Annotated in this window: 25 protein-coding genes and 1 pseudogene; 14 read left to right on the top strand and 12 right to left on the bottom strand. The window is 67.6% G+C overall.

Annotated elements, in window-relative coordinates; genetic code table 11:
- Positions 1-133: 133 nt before the first annotated feature.
- Genes FND50_RS27665 through FND50_RS27655 form a run of 3 tightly spaced genes read left to right on the top strand, consistent with a single transcriptional unit; the run spans position 134 to position 3,319 of the window.
- Entirely contained in the window at positions 134-658 is a 525-nt protein-coding gene (locus tag FND50_RS27665) for a MarR family winged helix-turn-helix transcriptional regulator (RefSeq protein WP_144287831.1), read from the top strand.
- A complete protein-coding gene (locus FND50_RS27660; protein ID WP_144287830.1) occupies positions 651-2,450 on the top strand; it encodes a long-chain fatty acid--CoA ligase in 1,800 nt (599 codons plus the stop codon). The genes FND50_RS27665 and FND50_RS27660 overlap by 8 nt, the downstream gene beginning before the upstream one ends.
- Before the next feature lie 17 nt (positions 2,451-2,467).
- Complete coding sequence (locus tag FND50_RS27655; protein ID WP_144287829.1) at positions 2,468-3,319, top strand: patatin-like phospholipase family protein; 852 nt, start codon at positions 2,468-2,470, stop codon at positions 3,317-3,319.
- Between the two features lie 3 nt (positions 3,320-3,322).
- On the opposite strand, the gene FND50_RS27650 is transcribed toward FND50_RS27655, so the two are convergent.
- A complete protein-coding gene (locus FND50_RS27650) occupies positions 3,323-4,570 on the bottom strand; it encodes a lipase family protein (RefSeq protein ID WP_144287828.1) in 1,248 nt (415 codons plus the stop codon).
- Between the two features lie 119 nt (positions 4,571-4,689).
- Here FND50_RS27650 and FND50_RS27645 point away from each other — a divergent pair, with 119 nt between their 5' ends.
- The gene (locus tag FND50_RS27645) at positions 4,690-5,184 is read left to right on the top strand and encodes an N-acetyltransferase (protein ID WP_005258099.1); all 495 of its coding nucleotides are present in this window, start codon (positions 4,690-4,692) and stop codon (positions 5,182-5,184) included.
- A 4-nt stretch (positions 5,185-5,188) separates the two neighbouring features.
- On the opposite strand, the gene FND50_RS27640 is transcribed toward FND50_RS27645, so the two are convergent.
- From FND50_RS27640 to FND50_RS27630, 3 genes are read right to left on the bottom strand one after another with little or no spacing between them, the layout of a single operon-like run.
- A complete protein-coding gene (locus FND50_RS27640) occupies positions 5,189-5,950 on the bottom strand; it encodes an amino acid ABC transporter ATP-binding protein (protein ID WP_144287827.1) in 762 nt (253 codons plus the stop codon).
- Positions 5,947-6,615: an amino acid ABC transporter permease gene (locus tag FND50_RS27635; RefSeq protein WP_005258090.1), complete on the bottom strand. Its 669-nt coding sequence runs from the start codon at positions 6,613-6,615 to the stop codon at positions 5,947-5,949. Before FND50_RS27635 ends, FND50_RS27640 begins: the two co-directional genes overlap by 4 nt.
- 10 nt (positions 6,616-6,625) lie before the next feature.
- Positions 6,626-7,414: an amino acid ABC transporter substrate-binding protein gene (locus tag FND50_RS27630; protein ID WP_007298021.1), complete on the bottom strand. Its 789-nt coding sequence runs from the start codon at positions 7,412-7,414 to the stop codon at positions 6,626-6,628.
- A gap of 97 nt (positions 7,415-7,511) precedes the next feature.
- Between FND50_RS27630 and FND50_RS27625 the strand changes: the two genes are divergently transcribed.
- Complete coding sequence (locus FND50_RS27625; RefSeq protein WP_144287826.1) at positions 7,512-8,975, top strand: SulP family inorganic anion transporter; 1,464 nt, start codon at positions 7,512-7,514, stop codon at positions 8,973-8,975.
- On the opposite strand, the gene FND50_RS27620 is transcribed toward FND50_RS27625, so the two are convergent.
- Positions 8,972-9,742: a deoxyribonuclease IV gene (locus FND50_RS27620; RefSeq protein WP_144287825.1), complete on the bottom strand. Its 771-nt coding sequence runs from the start codon at positions 9,740-9,742 to the stop codon at positions 8,972-8,974. The genes FND50_RS27625 and FND50_RS27620 overlap by 4 nt on opposite strands.
- Before the next feature lie 198 nt (positions 9,743-9,940).
- Between FND50_RS27620 and FND50_RS27615 the strand changes: the two genes are divergently transcribed.
- Complete coding sequence (locus FND50_RS27615) at positions 9,941-10,189, top strand: helix-turn-helix transcriptional regulator (protein ID WP_005258081.1); 249 nt, start codon at positions 9,941-9,943, stop codon at positions 10,187-10,189.
- Positions 10,189-11,424, top strand: a complete 1,236-nt coding sequence (locus FND50_RS27610) for a type II toxin-antitoxin system HipA family toxin (RefSeq protein WP_005258080.1) — start codon at positions 10,189-10,191, stop codon at positions 11,422-11,424. The genes FND50_RS27615 and FND50_RS27610 overlap by 1 nt, the downstream gene beginning before the upstream one ends.
- Positions 11,425-11,430: 6 nt before the next feature.
- Here the strand turns inward: FND50_RS27610 and FND50_RS36355 are convergent, their stop codons facing one another.
- The gene (locus FND50_RS36355) at positions 11,431-12,069 is read right to left on the bottom strand and encodes a hypothetical protein (RefSeq protein WP_186301162.1); all 639 of its coding nucleotides are present in this window, start codon (positions 12,067-12,069) and stop codon (positions 11,431-11,433) included.
- Between the two features lie 95 nt (positions 12,070-12,164).
- On the opposite strand from FND50_RS36355, the gene FND50_RS27600 reads away from it, so the two are divergent.
- The gene (locus FND50_RS27600) at positions 12,165-13,340 is read left to right on the top strand and encodes a hypothetical protein (RefSeq protein WP_144287824.1); all 1,176 of its coding nucleotides are present in this window, start codon (positions 12,165-12,167) and stop codon (positions 13,338-13,340) included.
- A gap of 32 nt (positions 13,341-13,372) precedes the next feature.
- On the opposite strand, the gene FND50_RS27595 is transcribed toward FND50_RS27600, so the two are convergent.
- Positions 13,373-14,662, bottom strand: a complete 1,290-nt coding sequence (locus tag FND50_RS27595; protein ID WP_144287823.1) for an HNH endonuclease signature motif containing protein — start codon at positions 14,660-14,662, stop codon at positions 13,373-13,375.
- A 120-nt stretch (positions 14,663-14,782) separates the two neighbouring features.
- Here FND50_RS27595 and FND50_RS27590 point away from each other — a divergent pair, with 120 nt between their 5' ends.
- A complete protein-coding gene (locus FND50_RS27590) occupies positions 14,783-15,394 on the top strand; it encodes a maleylpyruvate isomerase family mycothiol-dependent enzyme (protein WP_005565301.1) in 612 nt (203 codons plus the stop codon).
- A gap of 6 nt (positions 15,395-15,400) precedes the next feature.
- On the opposite strand, the pseudogene FND50_RS27585 reads toward FND50_RS27590, so the two are convergent.
- The 4 genes and pseudogenes from FND50_RS27585 to FND50_RS27570 form a co-directional block, all read right to left on the bottom strand.
- Positions 15,401-15,810: pseudogene (locus FND50_RS27585) on the bottom strand (hypothetical protein).
- 33 nt (positions 15,811-15,843) lie between these two features.
- Complete coding sequence (locus FND50_RS27580) at positions 15,844-16,656, bottom strand: SDR family oxidoreductase (protein WP_144287822.1); 813 nt, start codon at positions 16,654-16,656, stop codon at positions 15,844-15,846.
- 46 nt (positions 16,657-16,702) lie between these two features.
- Positions 16,703-17,494: an SDR family NAD(P)-dependent oxidoreductase gene (locus FND50_RS27575; RefSeq protein WP_144287821.1), complete on the bottom strand. Its 792-nt coding sequence runs from the start codon at positions 17,492-17,494 to the stop codon at positions 16,703-16,705.
- Positions 17,495-17,529: 35 nt separating this feature from the next.
- Complete coding sequence (locus FND50_RS27570) at positions 17,530-18,306, bottom strand: SDR family oxidoreductase (RefSeq protein ID WP_144287820.1); 777 nt, start codon at positions 18,304-18,306, stop codon at positions 17,530-17,532.
- Between the two features lie 226 nt (positions 18,307-18,532).
- Here FND50_RS27570 and FND50_RS27565 point away from each other — a divergent pair, with 226 nt between their 5' ends.
- Entirely contained in the window at positions 18,533-19,450 is a 918-nt protein-coding gene (locus FND50_RS27565; RefSeq protein ID WP_144287819.1) for a tyrosine-protein phosphatase, read from the top strand.
- A 2-nt stretch (positions 19,451-19,452) separates the two neighbouring features.
- On the opposite strand, the gene FND50_RS27560 is transcribed toward FND50_RS27565, so the two are convergent.
- Complete coding sequence (locus FND50_RS27560) at positions 19,453-20,400, bottom strand: aldo/keto reductase (RefSeq protein ID WP_144287818.1); 948 nt, start codon at positions 20,398-20,400, stop codon at positions 19,453-19,455.
- A gap of 225 nt (positions 20,401-20,625) precedes the next feature.
- On the opposite strand from FND50_RS27560, the gene FND50_RS27555 reads away from it, so the two are divergent.
- The 4 genes from FND50_RS27555 (at position 20,626) to FND50_RS27540 (ending at position 26,542) form a co-directional block, all read left to right on the top strand.
- On the top strand, positions 20,626-22,128 hold the full coding sequence (locus FND50_RS27555; RefSeq protein ID WP_144287817.1) for an aldehyde dehydrogenase family protein: 1,503 nt from the start codon (positions 20,626-20,628) through the stop codon (positions 22,126-22,128).
- A 27-nt stretch (positions 22,129-22,155) separates the two neighbouring features.
- Positions 22,156-23,715: an APC family permease gene (locus FND50_RS27550; RefSeq protein ID WP_144287816.1), complete on the top strand. Its 1,560-nt coding sequence runs from the start codon at positions 22,156-22,158 to the stop codon at positions 23,713-23,715.
- A complete protein-coding gene (locus FND50_RS27545) occupies positions 23,712-25,268 on the top strand; it encodes a GMC family oxidoreductase (protein ID WP_144287815.1) in 1,557 nt (518 codons plus the stop codon). The genes FND50_RS27550 and FND50_RS27545 overlap by 4 nt, the downstream gene beginning before the upstream one ends.
- A 92-nt stretch (positions 25,269-25,360) precedes the next feature.
- The gene (locus FND50_RS27540; RefSeq protein WP_007300355.1) at positions 25,361-26,542 is read left to right on the top strand and encodes a thiolase family protein; all 1,182 of its coding nucleotides are present in this window, start codon (positions 25,361-25,363) and stop codon (positions 26,540-26,542) included.
- Positions 26,543-26,554 lie beyond the last annotated feature (12 nt).

Below are 26,554 nucleotides of genomic sequence, written 5' to 3'. Positions count from 1 at the left end.
GTCCGGCCGGTAGCGGTGGACGGAAAGCGTTCTCCAATTGTGACCGTGTGACGTCTCCGGCCGAATGAATTTCCGGAGCATCGATAGCAGTATGGGCAGAACGTGAGTCGAGCAAACGACAACGGGAATCGAGGTGCGGGTGGTCGAGGCCAGAGTGGTCGGATACAGTTGCAGTGTGCAACACAACGAGGCCGAGCCGGAGGAAACGCCCGCATCGGGCGTGGTGGCCGTCCATGACGAACTCGTCCGCCTCGTCCGTCAACTGGTTGCCGGTGACCGCCCTCCCGTCGGATCCCCGACGTTCGCTCAACATTCGCTGCTCTCCTTCGTCGCCCGCAATCCGGGATGCCGGGCCACCCAGATCTCGGACGCATTCGGCGTGCACCGCTCCACCGTGTCGCGTCAACTCCGGGGGTGCATCGACGAGGGATGGGTGCACGCCGAGCCGGGACCGCTCCGCAGCGGTCACCCGCTGAGCCTCACCGACGGCGGGGTCGCGGTGCTGGCCGGCGCCGACGCACGCCGCGTGGAGGAAGTACGCGACCGGGTCGCCTCGTGGTCGGACGGCGAAATCGCCGCGTTCGCCCGGCACCTCCGGAAATTCCGCCAGGGCGGCGACACAGACCATGACAGCATCGGAGACGACACCCGTGCGTGAGTACACCAGCGCCCCGACGTTCACCGTCTCCGACCACGAGAACGCCGTGCTGAGGGTGTTCGCGCACGCCGAGAGCCATCCGGATCGGGTGATGTACACCCGCCCGGAGTCCGGCGGATGGGTCGACGTGACGGCCAAGGACTTCGGCGCGCTCGTCGTCGGGGTCGCGAAGGGTTTGATCGCCAACGGTGTCCAGCCCGGCGACCGCGTGGCACTGCTGTCGTCGACGAGATTCGAATGGTCGCTGCTCGACTACGCGATCTGGGCGGCGGGCGCCGCGTCCGTTCCGATCTACGACTCGTCCTCGCACGACCAGATCCGGTGGATCATCGAGGATTCGGGGGCCGTCGCCGCGCTCGTGGAGACGCCGGCCCACGCGTCGAGTTTCGCGGGCGACGGCATCCCCTACACGCTGAAGCGGATCCTCACCATCGACGAGGACGCGGTGGGCACGCTCATCAGGGACGGATTGTCGATCGACGATTCCGAGGTGTTCAAACGCGTGGTGGCGCTGACCGCCAACGATCTCGCCTCGCTCGTGTACACGTCCGGGACCACGGGCCGTCCCAAGGGCTGCATCCTCACCCACCGGAACTTCCTGTCGGAGGTGCGGGCGTTGCTCGCGGCGCCGATCGGTGACGTCGCCCGGCCGGGCAACCGGGTCCTGACGTTTCTTCCACTGGCACACGTGCTGGCGCGCGCGGTGTCGCTGGCGATGTTCGAGGCCGGCGCGATTCAGGCGCACTGGTCCGACTTCGGCACGGTCACGGGCGAATTCGAACGGTTCCGGCCCCACACCATTCTCGGTGTTCCCCGCGTGTTCGAGAAGGTGCGGGATGGTGCGGCGCGCAAGGCGTCGTCGGCGGGCGGCCTGCAGAAACGGATCTTCGACTTCGCCGAGGCCACGGCGGTGGCGTACAGCGAGGCCCAGGACGCGGGTGGTCCGTCGCTGCGGCTCCGGCTCGAGCGTGCGCTCGCCGACAAGCTCGTCTACGCGAAACTCCGTGCCGCCCTGGGCGGCGACTGCTGGTGGGCGATCTCGGGTGGCGGGGCGCTCATGCCGAGGCTCGGTCATTTCTTCCGCGGCATCGGAGTTCCGGTCTACGAGGGCTACGGTCTCACCGAATCGACTGCTGCGCACTGCGTGAATGTCCCCGGTGTCCAGAAGATCGGGACGGTCGGTCAGCCCCTGAGCGGCAACAGTGTGCGCATCGCCGAGGACGGTGAGATCGAACTGCGCGGCGGCGTCGTGTTCGGCGGCTACTGGCGCAACGAACACGCCACCCGGGAAGTGCTGGACGACGGCTGGTTCCGCACCGGTGACCTCGGCGACCTGGACGACGAGGGCTACCTCACCATCACCGGCCGCAAGAAGGATCTGCTGATCACCGCAGGCGGCAAGAATGTGTCGCCTGGACCCCTCGAAGACCGGCTGCGCTCGCACCCCCTCGTCTCGCAGGCCGTGGTGGTGGGGGACGGCCGCCCGTTCGTCGGTGCCCTGCTGACCGTCGATCCGCAGGAATTCGACAAGTGGAAGTCCGTGCACGGCAAGCCGTCCGACGCCACGGTCGCGGACCTCCGTGACGACGAGGAGCTGCGCGGGGATCTGCAGGACGCGGTGGACGACGCAAACACCACCGTGTCGCACACGGAGTCGATCAAACGGTTCGTCGTCCTCGGCCGCGACCTCACGGAGGCCGACGGGGAATTGACCGCCACCCTGAAGATCAAGCGTCGCGTGGTGACCGAGCGCTTCGCCGACGACATCGCGAGCCTGTACCGGCGGGGCTGACCCGCTACGGTGGCGGCATGACAACAGCTTTCGTTCTGTCGGGCGGGGCGAGCCTCGGGGCCATCGAGGTCGGCATGTTGCAGACCCTCATCGGGAGGGGAATCCGGCCGGACCTCATCGTCGGCACGTCCGTCGGCGCGCTCAACGGCGCCTGGCTCGCCGGCGGCTCCTCCGACGCAGACCTGCGTGAACTCGCCGACCTGTGGCGCGGTCTCACCCGCAGTGCGGTGTTTCCCACCGGATTGCTCACCGGATTCACCGGTTTCGTCGGCCTCCGTAACCACCTGGTGTCCAACCGCTCCATCCGGAGGCTGCTGGAGCAGAATCTCCGGTTCGAGCGGATGGAGGACGCACCCACCCCGCTGCACGTCATCGCCGCCGACGTGCTGACCGGCAAGGACGTCCGGTTGTCGACGGGACCGGCCGTCGACGCCGTCACCGCCAGCGCGGCGCTGCCCGGCATCCTCCCACCCGTGGTGATCGACGGCCGCGCGCTGATGGACGGTGGGGTCGTCAACAACACGCCCATCTCCCACGCGATCGAACTGGGGGCCACGACCGTGTGGGTGCTCCCCACCGGATATGCGTGCACACTGTCGAAGGTCCCCGGAAGTGCCCTGGGTATGGGGCTGCTCGGTGTGACCCTCGCGATCAATCAGCGGCTCGCCCTCGACATCGAGCGGTACGAGAGCGCCGCCGACATCCGGGTGGTGCCCCCGCTGTGCCCGCTGGACACGAGTCCCGCCGACTTCGGCGACGCCGACGCGCTGATCACGCGGGCGCGGGAGCAGGCCGCAAAGTGGCTCGACGAGGCGCGGGTCGTCCAGGTCGGTCAGGCCGATCTGCTGCTGCCGCACGTGCACGGATGACCGTCAACGGCACCCCACAGGTGCCGGCACCCCGGCCAGTCGCTCGTCGATCCAGCGCACCACCTCGGGCAACGCGACTACAGCCGCGGTGAGGTGCTCGCCGAACTGCGGGGCGTAGGCGACGTCGCCGCCACCGCCGCACCACTCCTGCTGCAGCGCGATCACCCCTTCCTCCGGAATCCACTCGTCGCCGAGGAACACCCGCGACGAACCGTGATACAGGAGCACCGGCGTGGCCGGGGTGAGCGCGCCCATCCTGTTCTCGGCGACCACCGTTCGGGCGGTGGGATTGGCGAACGGGTCGGGTACGGCCGCGAACAGTTCGGCGGGAAGCAATGCGATCCCGGCCGGCGCGAGCGCCAGGATGCACTGGTCCTTCAGCGGGGACGTCGCCAGCAGCACACCGAGTGGATTCGCCAATGTCAGCATTTCCGGATACTCGCGGGCGAGCCCGAGGACGGCGGACAGGTACAGACCCGAACCGAGCTGGCCGTTCATGGTCCCGCGCAGCAAACCGAAATCGGCGGGTATCCCGCCCGCGGCGGCGCCGGCGAGTTCGACGTCCGGCGCGTACGACGGTTGCAGTTGCGCTGCCCAGCCGGTGGCGATCGCACCGCCGCTGTAACCGGTCGCGACGACCGGACTGTCCGAGAGCCCGAGGCCGGGCAGCCGCTTCATGCCGCGAATGCTGTCGAGCACGGCATGACCCGCCATTCGTCCCGCGCTGTACGCCATCCGCGGTCCCTGGTGGTCGGGCACGAGCACCGCGTAGTTCTTCGCGAGGAACAGCGACAGCACCGGTGGGATGTCCAGGTCCAGGGTCTGCCAGTCGTGCACCATCTTGTAGGACGGGGTGCACCGGGCGCCCAGGGAGTCGATGGGCATGTTGTAGTCGACCACCGGTCTCGGTCCCGTCTCCGTCCACGCCGCGGTCGGCACCAGGACCGTCGCGGTCACCGGCACGGGGCGGTCCTTGGAATCGTTGGAACGCACCATGATCTGGTGGGCGCGGTGCGGCACCAGCGTGTTCGGGAACGCCCGGAGCGTCACTTCCCGTGAGCGAATGATCTCGCCGGCACCGAACTCCGCGACGTTCGGCGGCCACGCGAAGAAGTCGTCGTCCAGAATGGGGGACGGGAGAATGGATTCGGTCCCCAGGGGCTGGGCGGACACCCGTGGGGGATGGGCGCAGACATACGCGGCTGCGCAGGTGGACAGTGTCATCAGGACCACTGCACGAAACAGCATCATCGCTACCACCGCCTGAGGTAACTGTCCCAGAATGTAACTGTAACTCCAGTCACATCATCGCAGATCGACGCGGGTACAGCGGTGGTTTGTTTTTGCCGCTGGGTGGTTACTGTGTGTGCATGGCGGTCACCGTGGAGCGGGCAGTACTCGAGCAGGCTGAAGACATCGTTCAGATGCACTGGGACGCCGAGGATTGGATCCTGGCCAGGGAACTCGACGCACCCGCCCGGGGGGAAGTGTCGCTCGCCGACGTTCGTGAACAGATCGAGTCCGGGGAATGGCGTGTCGCACTGTTCGCGGGCATCGTGGTGGGGGCGCTGCGGGTGCTCCGGTCCGACCCGGACGTGTGGATCGAGGACGACATTCCGGCCGCCTACGTGGCCCGCGTCATGACCGACCGCCGGCACGCCAGCGCCGGACTCGGCGCCCAGTTGCTCCGGTGGGTCGACGAGCACGCCCGCTCCGAAGAGGCGTCCGTCGTCCGGCTCGAATGCGTCGAAACCAACGCCCGGCTCCGGGACTACTACGAGGAGCAGGGTTTCTTCCTGGTGGGTCGCAGGGACTTCGAGGTGGAGTGGCCGAGCGTGGTGCTGATGGAGAAATCCCTGCGCTGACCGTTCACAGCGGGTCGAGGATGCGGTGCAGGAACTGACGCAGTCTCGGCCCGGTCGGATTGGCGAGTACATCTTTCGGTGTGCCGCGTTCGAGTACGACCCCGTTGTCGACGAACAACACCTGGTCGGCCACCTGCTGCGCGAACCGGATCTCGTGGGTCACGATCACCATCGTCCAGCCCTCGGTCGCGAGATCCCGGATCACGCGCAACACCTCGCCGACCAGTTCGGGGTCGAGTGCGGACGTGGGCTCGTCGAACAACATCAGTTTCGGCTTCAGGGCGAGCGCCCGGGCGATACCGACCCTCTGCTGCTGACCGCCCGACAGTTGGTACGGGTACTGGTCCGCCTTCTCCGCCAAGCCGACCTGGGTGAGCAACCGCATCGCGTCCGCGCGCGCCTCGTCCTTGGGGCGTTTCTGCACCACGATCGGGCCCTCGGTCACGTTCTGGATCACCGTCTTGTGCGGAAACAGGTTGTGGGCCTGGAACACCATGCCGCTCTGCCCGCGGAACCTGGCCAGCGTCGACCGGTCCACATCGGCGCCGAAGTCCACGGACACGTCGCCGATGGAGATCGTCCCGCGGTCCGCGAGGTCGAGGGCGTTGAGGGTGCGCAACACCGTCGTCTTGCCGGAGCCCGACGGCCCGATGATGACGGTCACCGTTCCTGCCCCGACGTCGAAGCTGATGTCCCGCAGGACGTGATGGTCGCCGAACGACTTCTCGACGCCGGATACCTGAAGCAGGGGAGAGGTGTCGGTCATGTGGCCACATACCTGTCGAGTCGGGCTTCGAGCCGGCCCTGGATGGCCGACAGGAAGATGCAGATCACCCAGTAGTACAGGGCAGCGACGCTGTACAGGGCGAAGAAGTCGAAGGTGGGCGCGGCCGCGAGCTGGGCGACGCGCAGCAGTTCGGTCACCAGGATCGTCGACGCCAGCGAGGTGTCCTTCACCAGTGAGATCAGCGTGTTCGACAGCGGCGGCACCGCGACCCGTGCGGCCTGCGGCAGGACGATCCGCTGCAATGTGGTGGTGTACCCCATCCCGATGGTCTGCGCGGCTTCCCACTGCCCCTTGGGGATCGACAGGATCGCCGACCGGATCACCTCGGCGGCGTACCCGCCGACGTTGAGGCTGAACGCGATCACGGCCGCCGGGAAGGGGTCGAGAACCACGCCGAACTGGGGCAGCGCGTAGAACACGATGAACAACTGCACCAGAAGCGGCGTGCCGCGGATGATGGAGACGTAGAACCGGGCGATCACCGACAACGGTCTGATCGACGAGATCCGGGCGAGCGCCACCAGCAAAGCGATGACGAGTCCGATGCTGAAGCTGATGATCGTCAACGGAATCGTCATGGTGACGGTGGCCTTCAGCATCGGCCACAGGTTGTCCAGAATCAGCTGGACTGTTGCGTCGTCCACAGGCAGGCTCTCAGTTGGTCGGTGCCGAGACGTCGGTGCCGAAGTACTTCTGCGAGATCTGGGCGAGCGTTCCGTCGGCGCGCAGTTCGTCGAGGGCCTTGTCGATGTCGGGCATCAGACCGCTGTCCTTGCGGGCCGCGAACGCCTGCTCGCTCGTGTCACCGGTCTCGGCGGCCACCTTCACACCGGTGTCGTTCGTCTGCTTCTGGTATTCGGCGACGGCCAGATTATCGTTGACGGTGGCATCGACGCGGCCGTCCTTGAGCAGCGTGATGGCCTGCACGAAGCCCTCGACGGATTCGACGTTCGCGCCCGCATCCCTGGCGACCTGCGCCCAGTTGCTCGTCGCCGACTGCGCTGTCGTCTTGCCGTTCAGGTCGGCGAGCGAGGTGATCGAGTTGTCGTCGGCGCGGGTGACGATCACACCCTCGGAGTAGGTGTACGGCGTCGACAGGTCGTACTTCTGGGTGCGTTCGTCGTTGACGGTCACCTGGTTGGCGACGAGGTCGTAGCGTTTCGCTTCGAGGCCCGCGAAGATCGAGTCCCACGGAGTCTGCGTGAACTCGACGGAGACGCCGAGTTTGTCACCGACCGCGCGGATGACATCCACGTCGTACCCGGTGAGCTGACCGTCCGGGCCCTGGTAGCTGAACGGTGTGTACGTGCCCTCGGTGCCGACCTTCAGGACCCCGGCCTCGCGAACCTGGTCGATGACCGGCCCCGAGTCGGAGTTCCCACACCCCGCCAGCGACAGCGCGGTCAGGACGGCGATCAGGACGGCCGGAAGTGTGCGTCGCACGGGGTTCCTCCTCTGTCGGCGGATCAGCTAACCGTACTGGTCGAACGCTACCCGGATAGGATCTTCGGGTCTCCTCAGGAAGTAGGTTTGTCGCGTCGTGCCTTCTCTCGCTCTCCGACGGCCGGTGTGGCTGCATCCAACGGTGTTTCGTATCGAGTCGTTGTCCGCGCTCGTCGTGGCGATGGCTCTCATCCCGGAGGCGTTGTCGTTCTCCATCATCGTGGGGGTAGATCCGCGGGTCGGCTTGTTCACCGCCGCGATCATGGCGATGACCATCGCGTTCACCGGCGGACGTCCTGCGATGATCTCCGCGGCCACCGGTTCGGTGTCGCTGGTGCTGGCCCCGCTCATGGCATCACACGGATTGCAGTACCTCATTGCCGCTGTCTTCCTCGGCGGTGCGATGCAGATCCTCCTCGCCGTCCTCGGGGTCGCGCGTCTCATGCGGTTCCTGCCTCGCAGCGTGATGGTCGGGTTCTGCAACGCGCTGGGGATCCTCATCTTCGTTCACCAGTTCCCGTATCTGACGAACGTGCCGTGGGCGGTGTACGCGCTCCTCGCCGCCGGTGTAGCGCTGCTCGTGTGGATCCCGAAGCTGACCACCGCGGTGCCCGCCCCGCTGCTGGTGATCGTCGGTCTCACCGCGTTCACCGTGCTCGCCGGTGTCGCGGTGCCCACCGTCGGGGACCAGGGGGAACTGCCCGACGGACTGCCGACCCTGATCGGGCTGCCGGACGTTCCGCTCACGGTCGACACCCTGAAGATCATCGCCCCGTTCGCGCTGGCGATGGCCGTCGTCGGGCTGCTCGAATCGTTGATGAGCGCCAAACTCGTGGACTCCGTCACCGACACCCACTCGGACAAGACGCGGGAGTCGTGGGGCCAGGGCGTCGCGAACATCGTGACCGGACTCTTCGGCGGCATGGGCGGGTGCGCACTGATCGGGCAGACCATCATCAACGTCAAGACCGGTGGCGCGCGAACCCGGTTGTCGACGTTCCTGTCCGGTGCGTTTCTGCTGATTCTCGTGGTCGGGCTCGGCGACGTGGTGGGGACCATTCCGATGGCGGCGCTCGTCGCCGTGATGGTGCTGGTGGCCGCCACGACCTTCGACTGGCACAGCGTTCGCACGCTCCGGCGGATGCCGCTGAGCGAGACGATGGTGATGCTGAGCACCGTGGCGGGCACCCTGGCCACGGACAATCTAGCGATCGGTGTCGGTGTCGGCGTGCTGGTGGCGATGGTTCTGTTCGCGCGCCGGGTGGCCCACATGGTGGACGTGCGCGGCGAACTCGACGGCGACGTGAAGACGTACCGGGTGAGCGGTCAGCTCTTCTTCGCCTCGTCCAACGACCTCGTGTTCTCGTTCGATTACGCCGACGACCCCGGCCGCGTCGTGATCGATCTGTCGGGCGCCACCATCTGGGACGCGTCCACCGTGGCCGCGCTCGACGGCATCACCACCAAGTACGCGAGTCGCGGCACCGACGTCACGGTGGAGGGCCTGAATCCGGTCAGCGAGGAGCGGTACCGCAGGCTGACCGGCCGGCTGGGCGACTAACCTGCGGTTTCCCGCAGGTACGCGAGGTCCTCGGCCAGCCCCTCCGCCGGTGTCTCGAGGACGACGGGCGCATCGGCGGTGCGCACGACCTCGGCGAGCAGTTCGGCGTCGATGGTTCCGTCGGCGAGATTGGCGTGCCGGTCGCGGGCCGAGTTGAATTCGTCGCGGGAGTTGTTGAGGTGCACCAGGTCGATGCGTCCGGTGATGGCCTTGATGCGTTCGACGACACCCACCAGTTCCTCACCGCCCGCCCACGCGTGACAGGTGTCGAGGCAGAATCCGGCGCCGAAATCGCCGACCTCCTGCCACAGCCGGTCGATGGCGTCGAAGTGCCGTGCCATCGCGAAGTCGCCGCCTGCGGTGTTCTCGATCAGGATGGGGACGGGGAATCCGCCCTTGTCTGCCTGGCGTTCGAAGAGTTTGCGCCAGTTGACGATCCCCGCGTTCACGTCCTCGCCGTCGCGGACGTGGCCACCGTGGACCACCAGCCCGAATGCGCCGATGTCGGCGGCGGCCTGGGCCTGCTGCGCGACGGCGTTGCGGGACGGCATCCGGAGCCGGTTGTTGAGGCTGGCCACGTTGATCACGTACGACGAGTGCACGACGACGTCGATGGGGCTGTTCCGGATCTGGTCGGTCCGCGGATGCGTGGGCGGCTTCTCCCATTTCTGTGGGTCCGTGAGGAACATCTGGATGACGTCGGCGCCGAGCGTTTCGCCGTATCCGATCGGATCTTCGTCCTGGCGGACGTGTGCTCCTATGCGCATGTATCCAGGGTAGGGGGTGGGTGTGTCGACGTCCTTTGTGCTTGTGATCGCAGGCTTAACGTGGGAGATGACCCGGTTCATGTTCTTCTCGCGCTTTAAGCTTGCTATCGCAGTCATAGGGGTGGACTTCGGGGCAGAATCGGCGCACACTGTAGTTAAGCGTCCGTCGACAAGCATTGCACCGATCAGGGAGGCTGCATGGCAACTCCGCGCCGCCGCGAGCGAACCGAGACCGGCGGAGTCGCCGACGGGTTCGTCGCGCGGCGCCACCAGCTCGGGCTGACGCAGGCGGAGCTGGCCGACCTGGCCGGGGTGTCGAGGTCGAGTGTGCAGTCGATCGAATCTGGTCGGGGGACCGTGCAACTGGACCTCGTCGTCGCCGTCGCGGACGCGATGGGGTGCCGTCTGGCGCTCGTCACCCGCTCGGGTGTGGAGGTGGCGTCCTGATGGTCGAGAACCTCAGCAGTGTCGACCGCGCCGACGTCTACAAGGGCGAACGCCTCGCGGGCAGTCTCGTGCGGGAGGGCGGTGACGTCGTCTTCCGCTACGACACCGCCTACCTGCAGGACCCCGGCGCCCCGCAGGTCGCATGGACGATCCCCACGTCGTCGACCGAGGTGCGCGCGAGTGGGGGCAGCGTCCCGCCGTTCTTCGCGGGGCTCCTCCCGGAAGGAATCCGGCTGCGGGGCGCGGTAGCAGCCACCAAGACGTCCGAGGACGATCACCTCACAATCCTGATGGCGGTCGGGGCCGACACGATCGGCGACGTGCGCGTCCTGCCCGCGGGGGTGCCGCCGCCCGAGACCGCACCGATGTTCGACCCCGACGCGGTCGAGCGCCAGGACCTGCGGGCGCTGTTCGAGCACATGTCGGGGCACGAGGCGGTGAAGCTGGACCCCACCTCGCTGCCCGGTGTTCAGGCGAAGGTGTCGGCGCAGATGTACTCGACGCCGATCGCGACAGAGAAGGGTCCCGCCATCCTCAAACTCTCACCACCGCAGGGGTATCCGCAGTTGGTCGAGAACGAGCACTTCTTCATGGGACTCGCCGCGCAGTGCGGGTTGCCCGTCGCCGATCATCAGCTGGTGCGTGACGGGAAGGGTAATGCCGGTCTGCTCGTCGCCCGTTTCGACCGGCGCGTCGATCCGTCCGGCCGCGTCATCCGCACACCCCAGGAGGATGCGTGCCAGGTGATGGGGATGTTCCCCGCCGCCAAGTACCGGCTGAAGACCGAGAGCGTGATCACCGCGCTCGCCGGCGTCTGTGAGCGCGGCGGCGGTTCGGCGCGGGTGGCCACCCTGGAACTGCTTCGGCTGGTGGCCTATTCGTACGCGATCGGCAACGGCGACCTGCACGGAAAGAACTTCTCGGTGCAGCTCGCCGAATCGGGGTTGTGGAGTGTCACCCCCGCCTACGACCTGCTGTGCACCCAGCCGTACCTCGGATGGCGCGACCCGATGGCTCTCGACTTCTACGGCAAGGCGAACAAACTGAACCGCAGGCACTTCGTCGAATCCGGTGGGCGCCTCGGTGTTCCCGAGCGCGCGGTCACCAGAATGCTCGACGGCGTCCGCAAGGGCATCGGACGGGGCATCGAGGAGATCGAGACGATCGGCTTCACCGCGAAGGAGAACGCCCTACTGCGTACGCTGATGGAACGGCGCTCGGACGAACTGGGCTGAACCGGTTCACCACACTCGAAACGCGCTGTCCGAGAGCGTGAATCCGTGGCCCACTTCGCTGCGGCACGTGACCCCGGACGTCTCGTCGACGAGGCACGTCAGGTCGTTCACCTGCAACGCGGTGCCGTACGACAGTGCGGGGGCGGCGGATCCGTCGAGGGGGTAGTACCGGGGATCGCCGGCGCTGGCGAACTGACCGGCGCGGCCACCGGTGACCTCGATCGCGTTGGGCGTCACCGGGGTGCCGGACGCGCCGGCACCCGGAACCTTCGGCGCCGACGCCGGCATCGGGCCGTGACAGCCGGCGGTAGGAAGGTCGCCGCCGGTGAGGATCGCGCAGTGGAACTTGGTGCTCGGCGTCGTGAAGTAGTAGCTCCCCGCCGTGGTACCGGCAAACGTCTGCGGGTTTGCCTCGGCCGGGGTGTTCGTGGTGGTGGTAGTCGTGGTGATGGGGCTCGTCGACGTGGTCGTGGTCGTGGTCGTGCTCGTCGTACTTGTCGTCGTCTTCGGTGCGGTCGTCACCGTCGGGGTGGTCGCGGGCCCCGTGACGGCGCCGGTCTCGGGGGATCCGTCGACCGAGCGACCGCAACCGGCCACCACCAATGCCGTCGCGAACAGAAGTACCGCACGCACCGTGTAGGTCATGGTGGAGAGCCTAGAACCGCACCCCGCCTCGGCGGTCGCGGCGCGTCGGACGAAATTCTGGGACAGTGGTGACCAGTGAACTGCCAGGAGGTCCGATGTCGGAAAGCACCCAGTACGAGGAGCGGCGTGCACGCATCTCGCTGCAGGTCCGCCAGTGGTGCGAACGATCCGCGATCACGGGCACCCACGCCCCGTTGTCGGACGCCGCTGCCGTGCTGATCGCCGCCGGACACCTCGATTCGCCCACCCGGCAGGTACTCACCCACCGGCGTCGCGCGGGCCGCACCGTCCCGTCGATCGGCGGCTTCGGGGCACTGCGTCTGCTGACGGACGAGTACCACCAGGTGGCGCGCCGCGCCGACAGCCTGCGTCCCGGACCGGCGCAACTACTGTTCAAATACCGTGCCACCGAACTGGGCCGCAAGCTGCAGTCGTCTCGGTCTGCGGTCGTGATGTCGCCGGCGCACTACGGCAACGGTGTCCGGGCGATGCGCCGGGATCGGCGTGAGGGCGTCCATCTCGATCTCGAACAGCGTGAGGCTCTGTTCCGGGCTCTGCAACGCACACCGGCGCCGATCGCCGGTACCGCGCTCGAACGTGCAGGCAACTATGCCCGCGGCACCGCGGCGGAACGACTCGGCCAGGCGGCCGAGAACACGCCGATGGCCGCGGTCGGACGACGCGTCGCCGACGCCATCGGCAAGGGCGTCGATCTCGACAACGACAGATTCGCCGACTCGTACGACACCCTGCTCTATCTGGCGGGGATGCTCTTCGACAGGATCGACGGTTCTGCAGTCTGGCAGTCGGAGCACTTCGCGATCCAGCGGTACCAACTCGACCTCGCCGAAGAACTGACACAGATCGCCGTCGACACCGTGGCGCTGCGCGGAATCCGGACCGAGCTCGACGAAGCGCTGCGCGCCACCCATTCCGACACGGCGCGCGAACAGATTGAGGCCCGGCAGAACGCGCTGAAGCCGGTGTGGGATCAGCTGGTCGACCGCGTCGCCGCACTCGCACGGATCGGCGACCTGCTGTCCCGAGCCGAGGTGCAACTGCGGTCCGTGCTGGCGGTCAACCGGGCGATGAGTCTCGACAGCCGCATCGACGAACTCATCGCACGCTCCGGCGACCGCGAGCTGTCGGCAGAGAACACCCACTACGTGGGCGATCAGTTCGGCGGGGTGGAGGAGCTGATGCTCACCTACCAGTCGGCGCTGTACGGAGACATCGCCGAACTCACCTCCTGGTCGGGTGGGAACAGGTGACCCCGGCGACCGCGAAGGTAGCCGCCGCCACCTCATGACGCGCGCAGGTGTGCCGGGACCGGGAGCGGTGGGGCCGCTGACCGGTAGTGGTGTCCGGTCGGGGTGCCGACGTCGATGAGGTGGGTCCGGCCGGGGTTGTGCACCGGTCGGGCCGTCCACCCTGGTGCTTCCTTCGCGTAGTTGCAGGCCTCGCACAGTCCGGACCCGTTGTGCACGCTGGTCGCCCCGTGCTGTCGGCGGGAGCGGATGTGGTCGTGATGCCGGATCGGTGCATCACACCACGGCGTACGACATGTGCGATCCCGCAGGTCGATCAGCTTTCGCAGGCTTTTCGGGAACGTGCGGGACTGTGATTCCATCGCCGTCAACGCCCCCGACTGCGGGCACGAATACACCCGCTGTAGCGATGTCTCGGTGTCACGATCGACGGCGTCGGCCACCAGCAGCCGGGCGATTCCGGCCGGCACCGGCCCGAACCCGTGGAGCTGCGCGGCCTCGTGCCCGCCGGCCAGCAACGTCTCGTCCGAGAGCACCAGATTCACCGCCACCGGCACACCCGATGCTACGGATGTTCCGGTGCCGCGCTCGAACAACAAGTCCACCATCAGCTGATTGCGAGTACGGCCACCACTGTCCCCGGTCGCGATCAGACTGTCCGCATCCCGACCCAGCGTGGCCTGCAGACACACGGCCTGCTCGACCGGCATCAGCACGCTCAGGTAGGCCATCGAGTCCGGCGCGGGGCGTGTTGTGACCCGTCGTTCGGACACAGCCTTGCGGTGCCGGGCCACGACCGCTGCGGCGTCGAGTTCCACCGCCAACGCCTTCGCCCGCGCGATCAGACCACGATCGCCGACCCCGTCGAGAATGGCCGGATCCGAGCATAACCGGCGGTCCACGATTCCCCGATCGGCCGCCGACAGGCACGCCGTTTCGCGCACCAACAACGTCGCCCGCCATTCGTTCAACCACCCGGTCGCCAACATGGCCAGGGTGTGCGGCATCTCGTGCACCAGAGCCTGGGCGAACCCGAGGTGCCGCCCGCCGCGGTTCGGGGACTCCCGGCGCGCCAACGCAATCTGCGACGCGATACCCCGGTCCCACTCCACCCGCGGCAACCCCCGAGCCCTGCGGTCCACACGGATACTCGTCGCGACGCCGTCGGCGATCACCGCCTGCACCGCACACCCGACCGACTTCAACGCCTCGATCGCATCGAGCCACTCGATCCCCAACCCCGCATCCCCGCCCGCCTCGACGCATCGCAGCCGCGCCGCGAACGCCCGCAACTCGTCCAGATCCGGTGCCATCAATTCCCCCACAACCAACCTCCCCCAAGGTTCGAATGTATGTTCGACTTTATCAATCAGGTTCGACCAAGGCAATACCCGGATACGGTGGTGTGGGAACTCTCGTCGAGAAAGATGTAGGGGCTGGGTGCGATGACCGATGACGCCGATCTGCAGCGGGCGGTTGCGAACGAGTTCTCGGCACTGGCCGATCTGCTCGACGGGATCTCGGATGCGGAATGGGACACGCCGTCGCTGTGCGAGGGCTGGCGGATTCGGGAAGTGGTCGCGCATTTCACCATGGCAGCGCGCTACTCCGAGGAGCAGTTCATGGCGCGCTTGCGTGAGTGCGAGTTCGATTTCACCCGGCTCTCCAACGAGATCGCCCGTAGCGACGCCGAATTGGCACCGGCGGAACTCGTCGCCAACCTGCGCTCGGATGTCATGCGCCAGTGGATCCCGCCGGGCGGCGGCTATCACGGCGCGCTCAACCATGTGGTGATCCACGGTCTCGACGCCACCGTGCCGCTCGGCGTGCCACGACACGTACCGGAGGAGACGATGCGCGTCGTCCTCAACGATCTCACGGCGGGTGGTGGGCACTCGAATTTCGGCATCGACATCGAGGGACGCGGCCTGCGGGCCACGGACCTCGACTGGTCGTACGGGTCGGGCGCCGAATTACGCGGAACGGGCGAGGATCTGGCGCTGATGATCTGCGGCCGTACGCTGCCGGCCGGACGGGTCGAGGGCGACCCGTTGTAGCCCGGTTCAGATACCCGGGATGAAGCCCGGGTAGACGAAGTGTCCGGGACCTCCGCCGGGGAGGGTGGCGCCGAGGGATCCGGGGAAGTTCATGGACAACTTGACGAGTTTGTGTGGTTGACCGTTCTGGTCGGCTTGCCAGCAGTCGAGCAGTACGCCGTGGAATCCGGTGCAGACGATGCGGTTGGCGGTTCCGAACGGTGACGTGAGCCGATTCGCGCTGACGAACGGATTCCAATAGTCGAGGTCCGTGGGGGTGAGGAAGTTCTGGGTGTCGAACGGCGCGACCGGACTGGGCTCGGTGGGTACCGGCGGCCATTCGTCGGCCGCGGCCATACCGGCGCTCCCGAGAAGGGCGGCGGCGACGACGGCCACGGTCGCGGTGAGCTGTGCGATCGGCGAGTAGCGGTAGTCATCTCCACCACGCCACAGTAAACCGGCGGCAGTTTCTACGTCCGCAAACCGGGATGACGGCTGGCCAGGACGGGGACGAGGAGCTTGTTCGGCGCGAGGTGGGCGAACACGGACGCCGCCCGGTTCGCGAGGCCGGGGATGGCGATCATGTGCCCCTTGTCGAGGCCGTCGATTCCGGCCCTGGCCACGGATTCTGGGCTTTCCCACATGAAGCTGGGCAGTGCGGCTTCGGCGTCTTCCTTCGCGAAGCCGGCTGTCTCACCGAAACCGGTGTCCACGGGCCCGGGACAGAGGGCGGTCGCGGTGACACCGGTGCCCTTCAGTTCGCCGGTGAGGCTCTCGGTGTAGGACAGGACGAATGCCTTTCCGGCGGCGTAGGCAGCCTGTCCGGGCAGCGGCTGGAACGCGGCCGTGGAGGCGACGTTGAGGACCGCTCCCCGGCGTCGTTGCACCATGCCGGGCAGGGCGCGGCTGCAGAGGTCGGCGACAGCCATGACGTCGACCTCGATCATGTTCATCTCGGCGGCCGGGTCGGACGCGGCCACCGGGCCGAGCGTGGACAGGCCGGCATTGTTGACGAGGATGTCGAGGGTGAGCCCGAGCTCGTCGACCCGGTCGAGCAACGTCGCGCGGGCCGAGCGGTCGGAGAGATCGGCGCCCAGCACATGCGCCCGACCACCTGCGGCTCGTAGCTCGGTGGCCAGCTCCTCCAACTTCTCGGCTCGGCGGGCGACGAGCACCACCTGGTGACCGCGGCGGCTGAGTTCACGGCTGAGGGCCGCGCCGATCCCCGACGACGCTCCGGTGACGAGCGCGGTGCGGTCGGCGGCAGGGGTGGGCAGGCTCATGTGTCCAACCTACGTGCCGCCGTCGCACGCGCAAGGGTTCAACCGGTCAGGCGTGGGTTCCGCCGTCGATGCGGATCTCGGTTCCGGTGACGAACGCGCCGTCGTCGGAGGCGAGCATGGCGACGACTCCGGCGACCTGCTCGGGTCCACCCATGGCCGCGCCGCCCGATTCCAGGGTCGTGGGCAGGATGGGTGAGAGCTTGGCGAACAGGCTCCAATCGGCATCGGACGGAACGTATCCGGATGTGGCGTCGGTGATGCCGGTCTTGATGCTGCCGGGGGCGACACCGACGGCGCGCAGACCCTGCTTGCCGTATTCGAGGGCCAGCGCATGGGTGAACGACTGGATGCCGCCCTTGCTCGCGGCGTACGCGGCCATGTAGGGGTGCGCGAACGCGGCGGACGTGGAACTGAAGTTCACGACCACGCTGCGTTCGTTGCGCAGCAGCGCGGGCAGGCATTCGCGGACCATGAGGAACGTGCCGGTGAGGTTGATCCCGATCACCTGATTCCACAGGTCCAGCGACGTCCCGTGGGTGTGCGAGGCGCGGAGGATGCCCGCGGCGTTCACGAGTACGTCCAGTCCGCCGAGCTTCTCGACACTGCGGCTCACGCCGTCGGTGACGGACTTCTCGTCGCCGATGTCGATTGCGGCGACGCTGAGGCGTCCCGCCGTGCCTGCCGTGTCGGCCAGTTCCGCCGTCCGCGCGAGGCCGTCCTCGGAGACGTCGGCTGCCACGACGGTGCCGCCTTCCTCGAGCAGGCGGAGGGCGGTGGCCTGTCCGATCCCCGACGCGGCTCCGGTCACCAGGATCCGCCGGTTGTCGAATCGATTCATCGTGTGTGCTCCTCGTGTGGCTTGCGAATTCGATCTCATTGGCCCATGACGTATTTGACGGTCGGCCCGGCGGTCCATCCGCCGTCGACGGCCAGTTCCGCTCCGGTGACGTACGTGGACGCATCCGACAGCAGGAACCCGACGGCACCGGCGATCTCCTCGGGCACGCCGACCCGGGCCATGGGAGTGTTCGGGTAATTGCCCTCGCCCTGCTGGATTCCGAGGCCCGCGGTCATCGGGGTATACGTCATCCCGGGGTGGACGGAATTGACGCGGATCCGGTCGGTGCCCAGTTCCACGGCGGCGATCTTCGTGAGCCCGCGCACGCCCCACTTGGACGCGCCGTAACCGGCGGTCAGCGCGAGTCCCATCAGACCGGCGGCCGACGAGATGTTGACGATCGATCCGCCGCCGGCGGCGCGCATCGGGGCGATCACGGCCTGCAGGCCGATGAACACACCGGTCAGGTTGATGTCGAGGACCGTCCGGAAGTGTTCGAGCGGTTCGTGCTCGATGTATTGGCCGGTGGAGATGCCGGCGTTGTTGACGAGGCCGTCGACGCGTCCGAATTCGCTCGTCGCCACGTCGACCGTGGCCTGCCACTGCTGCGGGTCCGTGACGTCGAGGTGGCTGTACCGCGCCCGGTCGCCCAGCTGGTCGACGGTCGCGCGGCCGTCGTCGTCGAGAACGTCGCCGACCACGACGCTGCCGCCCTCGTCGACGATGCGCTGCGCGAACGCCGCCCCGAGCCCCCGCGCCGCCCCGGTCACGATCACCACCTTTCCCGCCAGTTGCTGTGCGGTCTCGGTCATCTCAGCTCACATCCTCGTCGTCAAAGAGTCACGTTCGTCGGGCACGTCGGCTGCCGACGGCCCGAGTCTGCTGTGGGCGCCGCCGTCGGGAAACGGGTTCTCCCGGTGATCGGAACAACTCGTAGCCACGGGAAACATCCGACCACTGTGATGTGGGTTACCCGCTGATACTCCGGACATGCCGGACGAGCGGATCTCCCCGACAGCCCATCGAAAGGCTTCCCCTATGTCTCGACGCGTCACCTCCACCGCCGCGGTGCTGATCACCGGCAGCGTCCTGTTCGCGGGTTTCGGCACGCCTGCGCTCGCGTCGGCGGACCCGCTGTCGCTGCCCGGAATCAGCCTCCCGGGATTCGGTTCGTCCGACCTCGGGAGCGCGGGCCCGGTCGTCGAGACACCGCGACTGGCGTCGGTCGACAACTTCCGCGACGTCGGGGGAACGGGCCGGGGGTACGCCACCACCCGCGGAGGACACGTCACGAGGGGACTGTTCTACCGTTCGAACGCTCTGGTTCCGAACGATCAGGATCTCGCCCTCCTCACCGGGCTCGGACTGACGGCGGTGTACGACGTCCGGACGGTTGAAGAGGTGGCGGCGAAGCCCGACCGGCTCCCGGCCGGGGCGCGCTACCTCGGCATCCCCATCCTGTCGGGAGACCTGGGTGCCGCAGTCGCGCAATTGAAGTCGCCCGCCGACGCCGTCGCGTTCATGCAGCAGATGAACCGCAGCTTCGTCGACGACGCGGCGACCCGGGCCGGGTTCGCGCAACTCCTGACGTCATTGGCCGACACCGACGGACCGCAGGTCTTCCACTGCACGGCGGGCAAGGACCGCACCGGCTGGGCGTCCGCGCTGCTGCTCTCCATCGCGGGCGTCCCGCAGGACACCATCTTCGACGACTATCTGCTCACCAACGAGTACACCGCCGCGTCGATGAAGGTCACGTACGACCAGATCGCCGCCAGCCGCGGCGAGGCGGTGGCGCAGATCTACCAGCCGCTACTGGGGGTCGACCGGAGCTACCTGGAGGCCGGGCTCGGCCGGCTCACCGAGCAGTACGGCACGGTCGACCGCTATCTCACCGAGGGGCTCGGTCTGAGCGCGGCGACTGTCGACCGGCTCCGGGGCAAGCTGCTGAGCTGAGGTCAGGCGCCGATCGCGTCCGAGAGAGTCGTGAGCCCGCTGATCTCGGATGCGGTCAGGGTCACGGTCGGGGCGTCGAGCAGCGCGGGAAGTTGTTCGAGGCGGCTCGCGCTCGCGATCGGCGCGGTGATGCCGGGCCGGGTGAGGAGCCACGCGAGCGCGATGGTCGAGATTTCCGCCGAGTGCGTGTCGGCGATCTCGGCCAGGGCCTCGACGACGGCGAGACCGGACTCGGAGAAGTAGCGGGTCGCCATCCGCTGGCGCGGCTGACCGTCCAGGTCGGCCTGGGTGCGGTACTTGCCCGCGAGGAAGCCCGCGGCGAGCGAGTAGTACGGGAAGACGCCCAGGCCGTTCTCGGTGGCGATCGCGGCCACCTCGGGCTCGTAGTCGTGGCGGTGCACCAGGTTGTAGTGCGGCTGCAGCGCGATCGGGGCCGCGAAGCCGTTCTCGGCCGTCAGCGACAGCCACTCGCGGATGCGCTCGGGCGAGTAGTTGGAGATGGCGACGTGGCGGACGAGTCCGTCGCGGACCAGCTCGTCGAAGGCGCCGAGTGTGTCGACGAGGGGAGTGTCGGTGTCGTCGAAGTGGGCGTAGTACATGTCGATGTGGTCGGTCTGCAGCCGCTTCAGGGATGCCTCCGCCGCCGCGCGGACGTTGGCGGGGGCCAAGCCCTTGAACTCCGGGTGCTGGCTGACCTTGGTGGCGATCACCATGTGGTCGCGGTTGCCGCGGGACGCCATCCAGTTGCCGAGGACGGTCTCGGACTCGCCGCCGGAGTTGCCCTCGGCGAACGCGGAGTACGAGTCCGCCGTGTCGACGAAGTTGGCGCCGCCTGCGGCGAAGGCGTCGAGGATCTCGAACGACGTCGGTTCGTCACTGGTCCAGCCGAAGGTGTTACCACCGAGGGCCAGGGGAAAGATGTCCAGATCCGAGTTGCCGATCGCGACCACGGGTGCTCCGTTTCTAGGTGTGTCCTGTCCGGGAATGTGCGAAGAGTTCGCCTGACGACGCTATCGCAGCCGCTAGGCGCACGCGCGTCCGGCTACCGGACACAGTCTTCTCGGTGACGGATACCGTCGCGAATCGGACATGTGTGCGCGATTCCCGCCCACCGCGACTCCGACGGCCTACCGTAAAGCGGGTGCGTTCGTTCCGGCGAGACACGGAGTTGAGTGATGCGGGACCAGTCGATCGATGACTTCTTGAACACGGGCCTGTTCGTCGACGGGCAATGGATCCGCTCCAGCTCCGGTGAGACCCGGGACTGCATCAATCCGGCCGACGGATCGGTGGTCGCCACCGTCGACGAGGCCTCCCCGGAGGACGCAACTCGCGCAGTCGCCGCGGCCCGCGCGGCGTTCGACGAGGGAACCTGGCCCCGCACACCCGTCGCCGAGCGCACGGCGTTGGTCGCGAGGATCGCCGATCTCCTCGAGCGAGACAAGGAGACCCTGGCGCGCATCGAGACGCTCGACACCGGAAAGACTCTGGAGGAGAGCAGGATCGACATCGACGACGTGGTGTCGGTGTTCCGGTACTACGCGCAACTCGCCGCGGTCGAAGCCGACAATCTGGTCGATGTCGGGCGCCCCGAGGTGGTCAGCCGGGTGGTTCGCGAGCCGATCGGGGTGTGCGTGCTCATCGCACCGTGGAACTACCCGCTGCTGCAGATCTCGTGGAAGGTGGCGCCCGCGCTGGCCGCCGGGTGCACCATGGTCCTCAAACCGAGCGAGGTGACCCCGCTCAGCACCATCGCGTTCACGGCGCTGATCGCCGAAGCAGGTGTCCCCGCAGGGGTGGTGAACCTCGTGCAGGGCAGCGGCGCCGTCCTGGGCGCCGCACTCACGGGCACCCCCGACGTCGACTTCATCTCGTTCACCGGCGGGCTGGCCACCGGACGCGTCATCCTCGAGACCGCAGCGAAGAACGTCACCAAGGTGGCGGTGGAACTCGGTGGCAAGAATCCGCACATCGTCTTCGCCGACGCGGACGGAGACGATTCGGTGGACCAGGTACTCACGGGGGTGTTCCTGCATTCCGGTCAGGTGTGCTCGGCGGGAACCCGCCTGATCATCGAGGAGTCCATCGCCGACCGGTTCGTCGCCGCGCTCGCCGCACGGGCGGAGAAGATCCGGATGGGCAACGGTCTCGATCCCGCGAGCCGAACCGGCCCACTGGTATCCGAGGCCCACCGGGAGAAGGTCGAACGGTACGTGGCGCTCGGCCTCTCCGAGGGCGCCCGATTGGTGACCGGGGGAACCCGGCCCTCCGAACCCGCGTTGGCGGACGGGAGCTACTACCTGCCCACCATCTTCGACCACTGCGACCGCACCATGCGCCTCGTGCAGGAGGAGACGTTCGGACCGATCCTCACCGTCGAGCGCTTCACCACGGAAGCGGAGGCGCTACGACTCGGCAACGACACCGAGTACGGCCTCGCCGCGGGCGTACGGACCGCCGACAGTGCGCGGGGCGAGCGGATGGTGCGAGGTCTGCGCCACGGCACGGTGTGGCTCAACGACTTCGGCTACTACACCGCCGCCGCCGAGTGGGGCGGCTTCAAGATGTCGGGTAACGGGCGCGAACTCGGCCCCACCGGTCTGGCGGAATACCAGGAGACGAAACACATCTGGCACAACACCTCGCCCACGGCGGCGGGGTGGTTCGACAACGGCTAGGCCGGCGCACGGAGAGGCGAGAGAACCATGGCTACTCGGCACGGAGCAGTGGGTGACGGAGGTGCGCCGGAGGGCAGTGGACTCGGCGAATTGGGGTACAAACAGGAATTGGACCGCAGCCTCGGCAAATTCGCCAGTTTCGCGGCGGGAGTCAGCTACATCTCGATTCTCACCGGCACGTTCCAGTTGTTCTACTTCGGGTTCGGCACCGCCGGACCGGCATATCTGTGGTCCTGGCCGATGGTGTTCGTCGGGCAGATGGCCGTCGCCCTGTGTTTCATGGAGCTCGCCGCCAAGTACCCCGTCGCCGGCTCGGTCTACAACTGGGCCAAGCTGCTCGGCAGCAGGATCGTGGGATGGTCGTCGGGCTGGCTGATGCTCACCGCGTCGATCGTGACCCTCTCCGCCGTCGTGCTCGCTCTGCAACTCAACCTGCCGAGGCTGTGGAGCGGGTTCCAGATCATCGGTGACGGCAGCGGTGAGTACGACTTCGCCACCAACGCAGTCATTCTCGGCACCATCATGATCGCGTTCACCACGGCGGTCAACGCGTTCGGCGTCAAGCTGATGGCTCTCATCAACAGCACGGGTGTGTTCGTCGAACTGATCGCGGCCGTCCTCATCGCGATCATCCTCGCCGCCAACATCACTCGCGGTCCGGACGTGTTCTTCTCCACCCACGGGTACGGCGCCGGGGAGAGCGGTGGATATCTGACGGTGTTCCTCGTGGCGTCACTCGCGTCCGGGTATGTGATGTACGGATTCGACACCGCGAGTTCGCTCGGCGAGGAAACCGTCGACCCACGGCGGACGGCTCCCAAGGCCATCCTGCGGGCGATCCTCGCATCGTTCGTCATCGGCGGGGCGATTCTGGTATTCGCCGTCATGGCAGCCCCCGACCTCGAGGATCCGCTCATCGGCAGCAGCGAGGGCGGCCTGCAGTACATCGTCGAGCAGGTGATGTGGGGACCGCTCGGCAAGATCTTCCTGGTCTGCATCGTCGTCGCGGTCACGGTGTGTTCGCTCGCGGTGCACGCCGCGGCCATCCGGCTCACGTTCGCGATGGCCCGCGACAACGCGCTGCCGTTCGGTGAGCGGCTGGCTCACGTCAACCCGAGGCACCAGACGCCCGTGGTCCCGGCCATCGTGATCGGTGTGCTCGCCGCGTTCATCCTCGTCATCAACATCGGCCAGCCGCAGATCTTCACGGTGCTGACGTCTATCGCGATCATCATGATCTACCTGGCGTACCTCATGGTCACCGGTCCGCTGCTGAAGAAACGTCTGCAAGGGCAGTGGCCGCCGAAGGAACTCGCCGAGAGCGGTTACTTCACGATGGGCCGGTGGGGGCTTCCGGTGAACATCTTCGCCGTGCTGTGGGGAGTGGGGATGGCGCTCAATCTGGCGTGGCCGCGCCCCGAGGTGTACGGCACTCCCTGGTACAACACGTGGGGTGCGTTCGTCTACATCGGCCTCATCCTCGGGCTGGGCCTTCTCTGGTATGCGGTGAAGGGCCGCAACCACATCGGCTGTCTCGCGTCGCACGCGGCATCGTCGAAGGACGAGGCGGAGAGTGAACTGCCATGACGGACACCGTGTTCGACTACGTGATCGCCGGCGGCGGAACGGCCGGATGTGTGCTCGCCGCGCGGCTCAGCGAGGACCCCTCGGTGACCGTCTGCCTCGTAGAGGCCGGGCCCTCCGACGTCGGTGACCGCAACGTCCTCGAGCTGTCGCAGTGGATGCATCTGCTGGACTCCGGCTACGACTGGGACTATCCGGTGGAGCCGCAGGAGAAGGGCAACAGTTTCATGCGGCACGCCCGCGCCAAGGTGCTCGGCGGATGCTCCTCCCACAATTCGTGCATCGCGTTCTGGCCGCCCGCCGAGACACTCGACGACTGGGCGGCGGCGGGCGCCACCGGCTGGGGCGCGACGGACGTGCTGCCGCTCGTGGCGCGGGTGGAGAACAACGACGCCCCCGGCGAGCAGCACGGCCGCAGCGGTCCGGTGCGGTTGCGTGACGTCCCGCCGCAGGACCCGTGCGGCGTGGCCCTGCTCGAGGCTGCGGCGAAGGTCGGGTTGCCCACCGTGCAGTTCAACCGGGGCTCGACGGTGCTCGACGGGGCGGGGTGGTTCCAGATCAACGCGTCCGAGGACGGCACCCGGATGTCGACGTCGCACGCCTACCTGCATCCGATTCTCGGGTCCCGCCCCAACCTCGACGTGCGCACCGACTGCTGGGTCAGCGAGATCGTCATCGACGATGCGATGGCGGCGACCGGCGTGCGGTACCAGCGCCCCGATCTCACCGGATACGACACCGTGTCCGCGCGCCGCGAGGTGATCGTCACCGCCGGGGCCATCGACACACCGAAACTGTTGATGCTCTCGGGTATCGGGCCGACGGTGCACCTGCGCGAGATGGGTGTGCGGGTTCGGGTCGACGCCCCCGGGGTCGGGCAGAACCTCGACGATCACGTCGAGGGGCTGGTGTTCTGGGAGGCGTCCCGGCCGATGGTCGAGACGTCCACCCAGTGGTGGGAGATCGGTCTGTTCGCCACCACCGAGGAGGGGTTGAACCATCCGGACCTGATGATGCACTACGGCAGCGTGCCGTTCGACATGAACACACTCCGGTGGGGATACCCGACCACGGACAACGGCTTCTGTCTCACCCCGAACGTCACGCAGGGACTCTCTCGCGGAACGGTGCGGCTGCGGTCCCGCGACTTCCGGGATCGTCCGCGAGTGGATCCCCGGTATTTCACCGACCCCGACGGCCACGACGAGGCGGTGATGCTCGCCGGAATCCGGCTGGCACGTCGCATCGCCGAGCAGGAACCTCTCCGCGGCTGGATCACGAGGGAACTGGCTCCCGGGCCGGAGGCGGTCACCGACGACGAACTGATCGACTACGCGCACCGGACGCACAACACGGTGTACCACCCCGCCGGGACCGCCAGGATGGGTGCGGCCACCGACCCGATGGCCGTCCTCGATCCGGAACTGCGGGTGAAGGGCGTCCGCGATCTGCGGGTGGTCGACGCGTCCGCGATGCCGAAACTGCCCTACGTCAATCCCAATATCACGGTCATGACGATGGCCGAGAAGTGCGCCGATCTGATCCGCGGAACCTGACCCGACGAGGTGCCGGAGGCCCTGCGTGAACCGCTGGGTACTTTGAAGTCCTACTATCTCTCCATACTGGTAGAGAGACGGAAGGACACGTCATGAATTCTCCTGAACCGATCGTGGTAGTCGACGGCGCGAGGACCCCGATCGGCAGCTTCGGTGGTGCGTTCAAGGACGTGCCCGCCCACGAACTGGGTGCCACCGCCGCGAAGGCCGCACTGGGGCGTGCCGGGGTGCCGGGTGAGGACATCGACGAGGTGGTGATGGGCTGCATCGGTCAGGTCGGACCGGACGCCTACAACGCCCGCCGCGTCGCCCTCGCCGCCGGACTTCCCGAGAAGACCCCCGCGTACACCGTCAACCGGCTGTGCGGGTCCGGTCTGCAGGCCGTGTGGTCGGCGGCGCAGCAGATGCGCTGGGGTGGGGTGGACTTCGCCCTCGCCGGCGGCGACGAAAGCATGTCGCGGATGCCGTTCTACGACTTCTCCGCCCGCTCCGGCTACAAACTCGGCGACCGCACGCTCGTCGACGGCACGGTCGCGATTCTGACCGACCCGTTCGGTGGCGTGCACATGGGCCGCACCGCCGAGGCCGTCGCCCGCAAGTACGGCGTCAGTCGGCAGCAGCAGGACGAGTTCGCCGTCGAATCCCAGCGCCGTGCCGCCTCCGAGGCCGCGAAGGCCGCGTTCGCCGAGGAGATCACCCCGGTCGAGATCGGGGGCCGCCGCCCGAAGACGATCGACGTCGACGAGCACCCCAAGCCCGACACCACCCTCGAGACCCTGGCGAAGCTGCGGCCGGCTTTCGAGGAAGGCGGCTCGGTGACCGCGGGCAACGCGTCCGGTATCAACGACGGCGCCGCGGCCCTGGTGCTGGCGACGCAGTCCGCCGCGCAGGAGAAGGGCCTGACCGGGCTGGTCACGTTGGAAGCCGTCGCGACCGCGGCGATGGACCCGGGCCTGATGGGATACGCCCCGGTGCTGGCGCTGGCGAACCTGTTCGAGCAGACCGGCACCACCCCCGGCGACATCGACGTGATCGAGCTGAACGAGGCGTTCGCGTCGCAGGCGGTCGCGGTGATCCGGGACGCGAAGCTGAACCCGGAGAAGACCAACCCGTACGGCGGTGCGATCGCGCTGGGTCACCCGGTCGGGGCGACCGGCGCGATCCTGAGCCTGCGCCTCGCGAAGGACCTCGTGCGCCGCGACCTCGAACTGGGCATCGTCACCATGTGCATCGGCGGCGGCCAGGCCCTCGCGGCACTCTTCCGGCGCGTCTAGAAACAGGGCGGG

Origin of the sequence: Rhodococcus sp. WB9 (assembly GCF_007558985.1) — a bacterium.
Lineage (GTDB): Bacteria > Actinomycetota > Actinomycetes > Mycobacteriales > Mycobacteriaceae > Rhodococcus_F > Rhodococcus_F opacus.
Note: the sequence above shows the minus strand (reverse complement) of the source record. Positions and strands in the feature narration are given on the sequence as shown.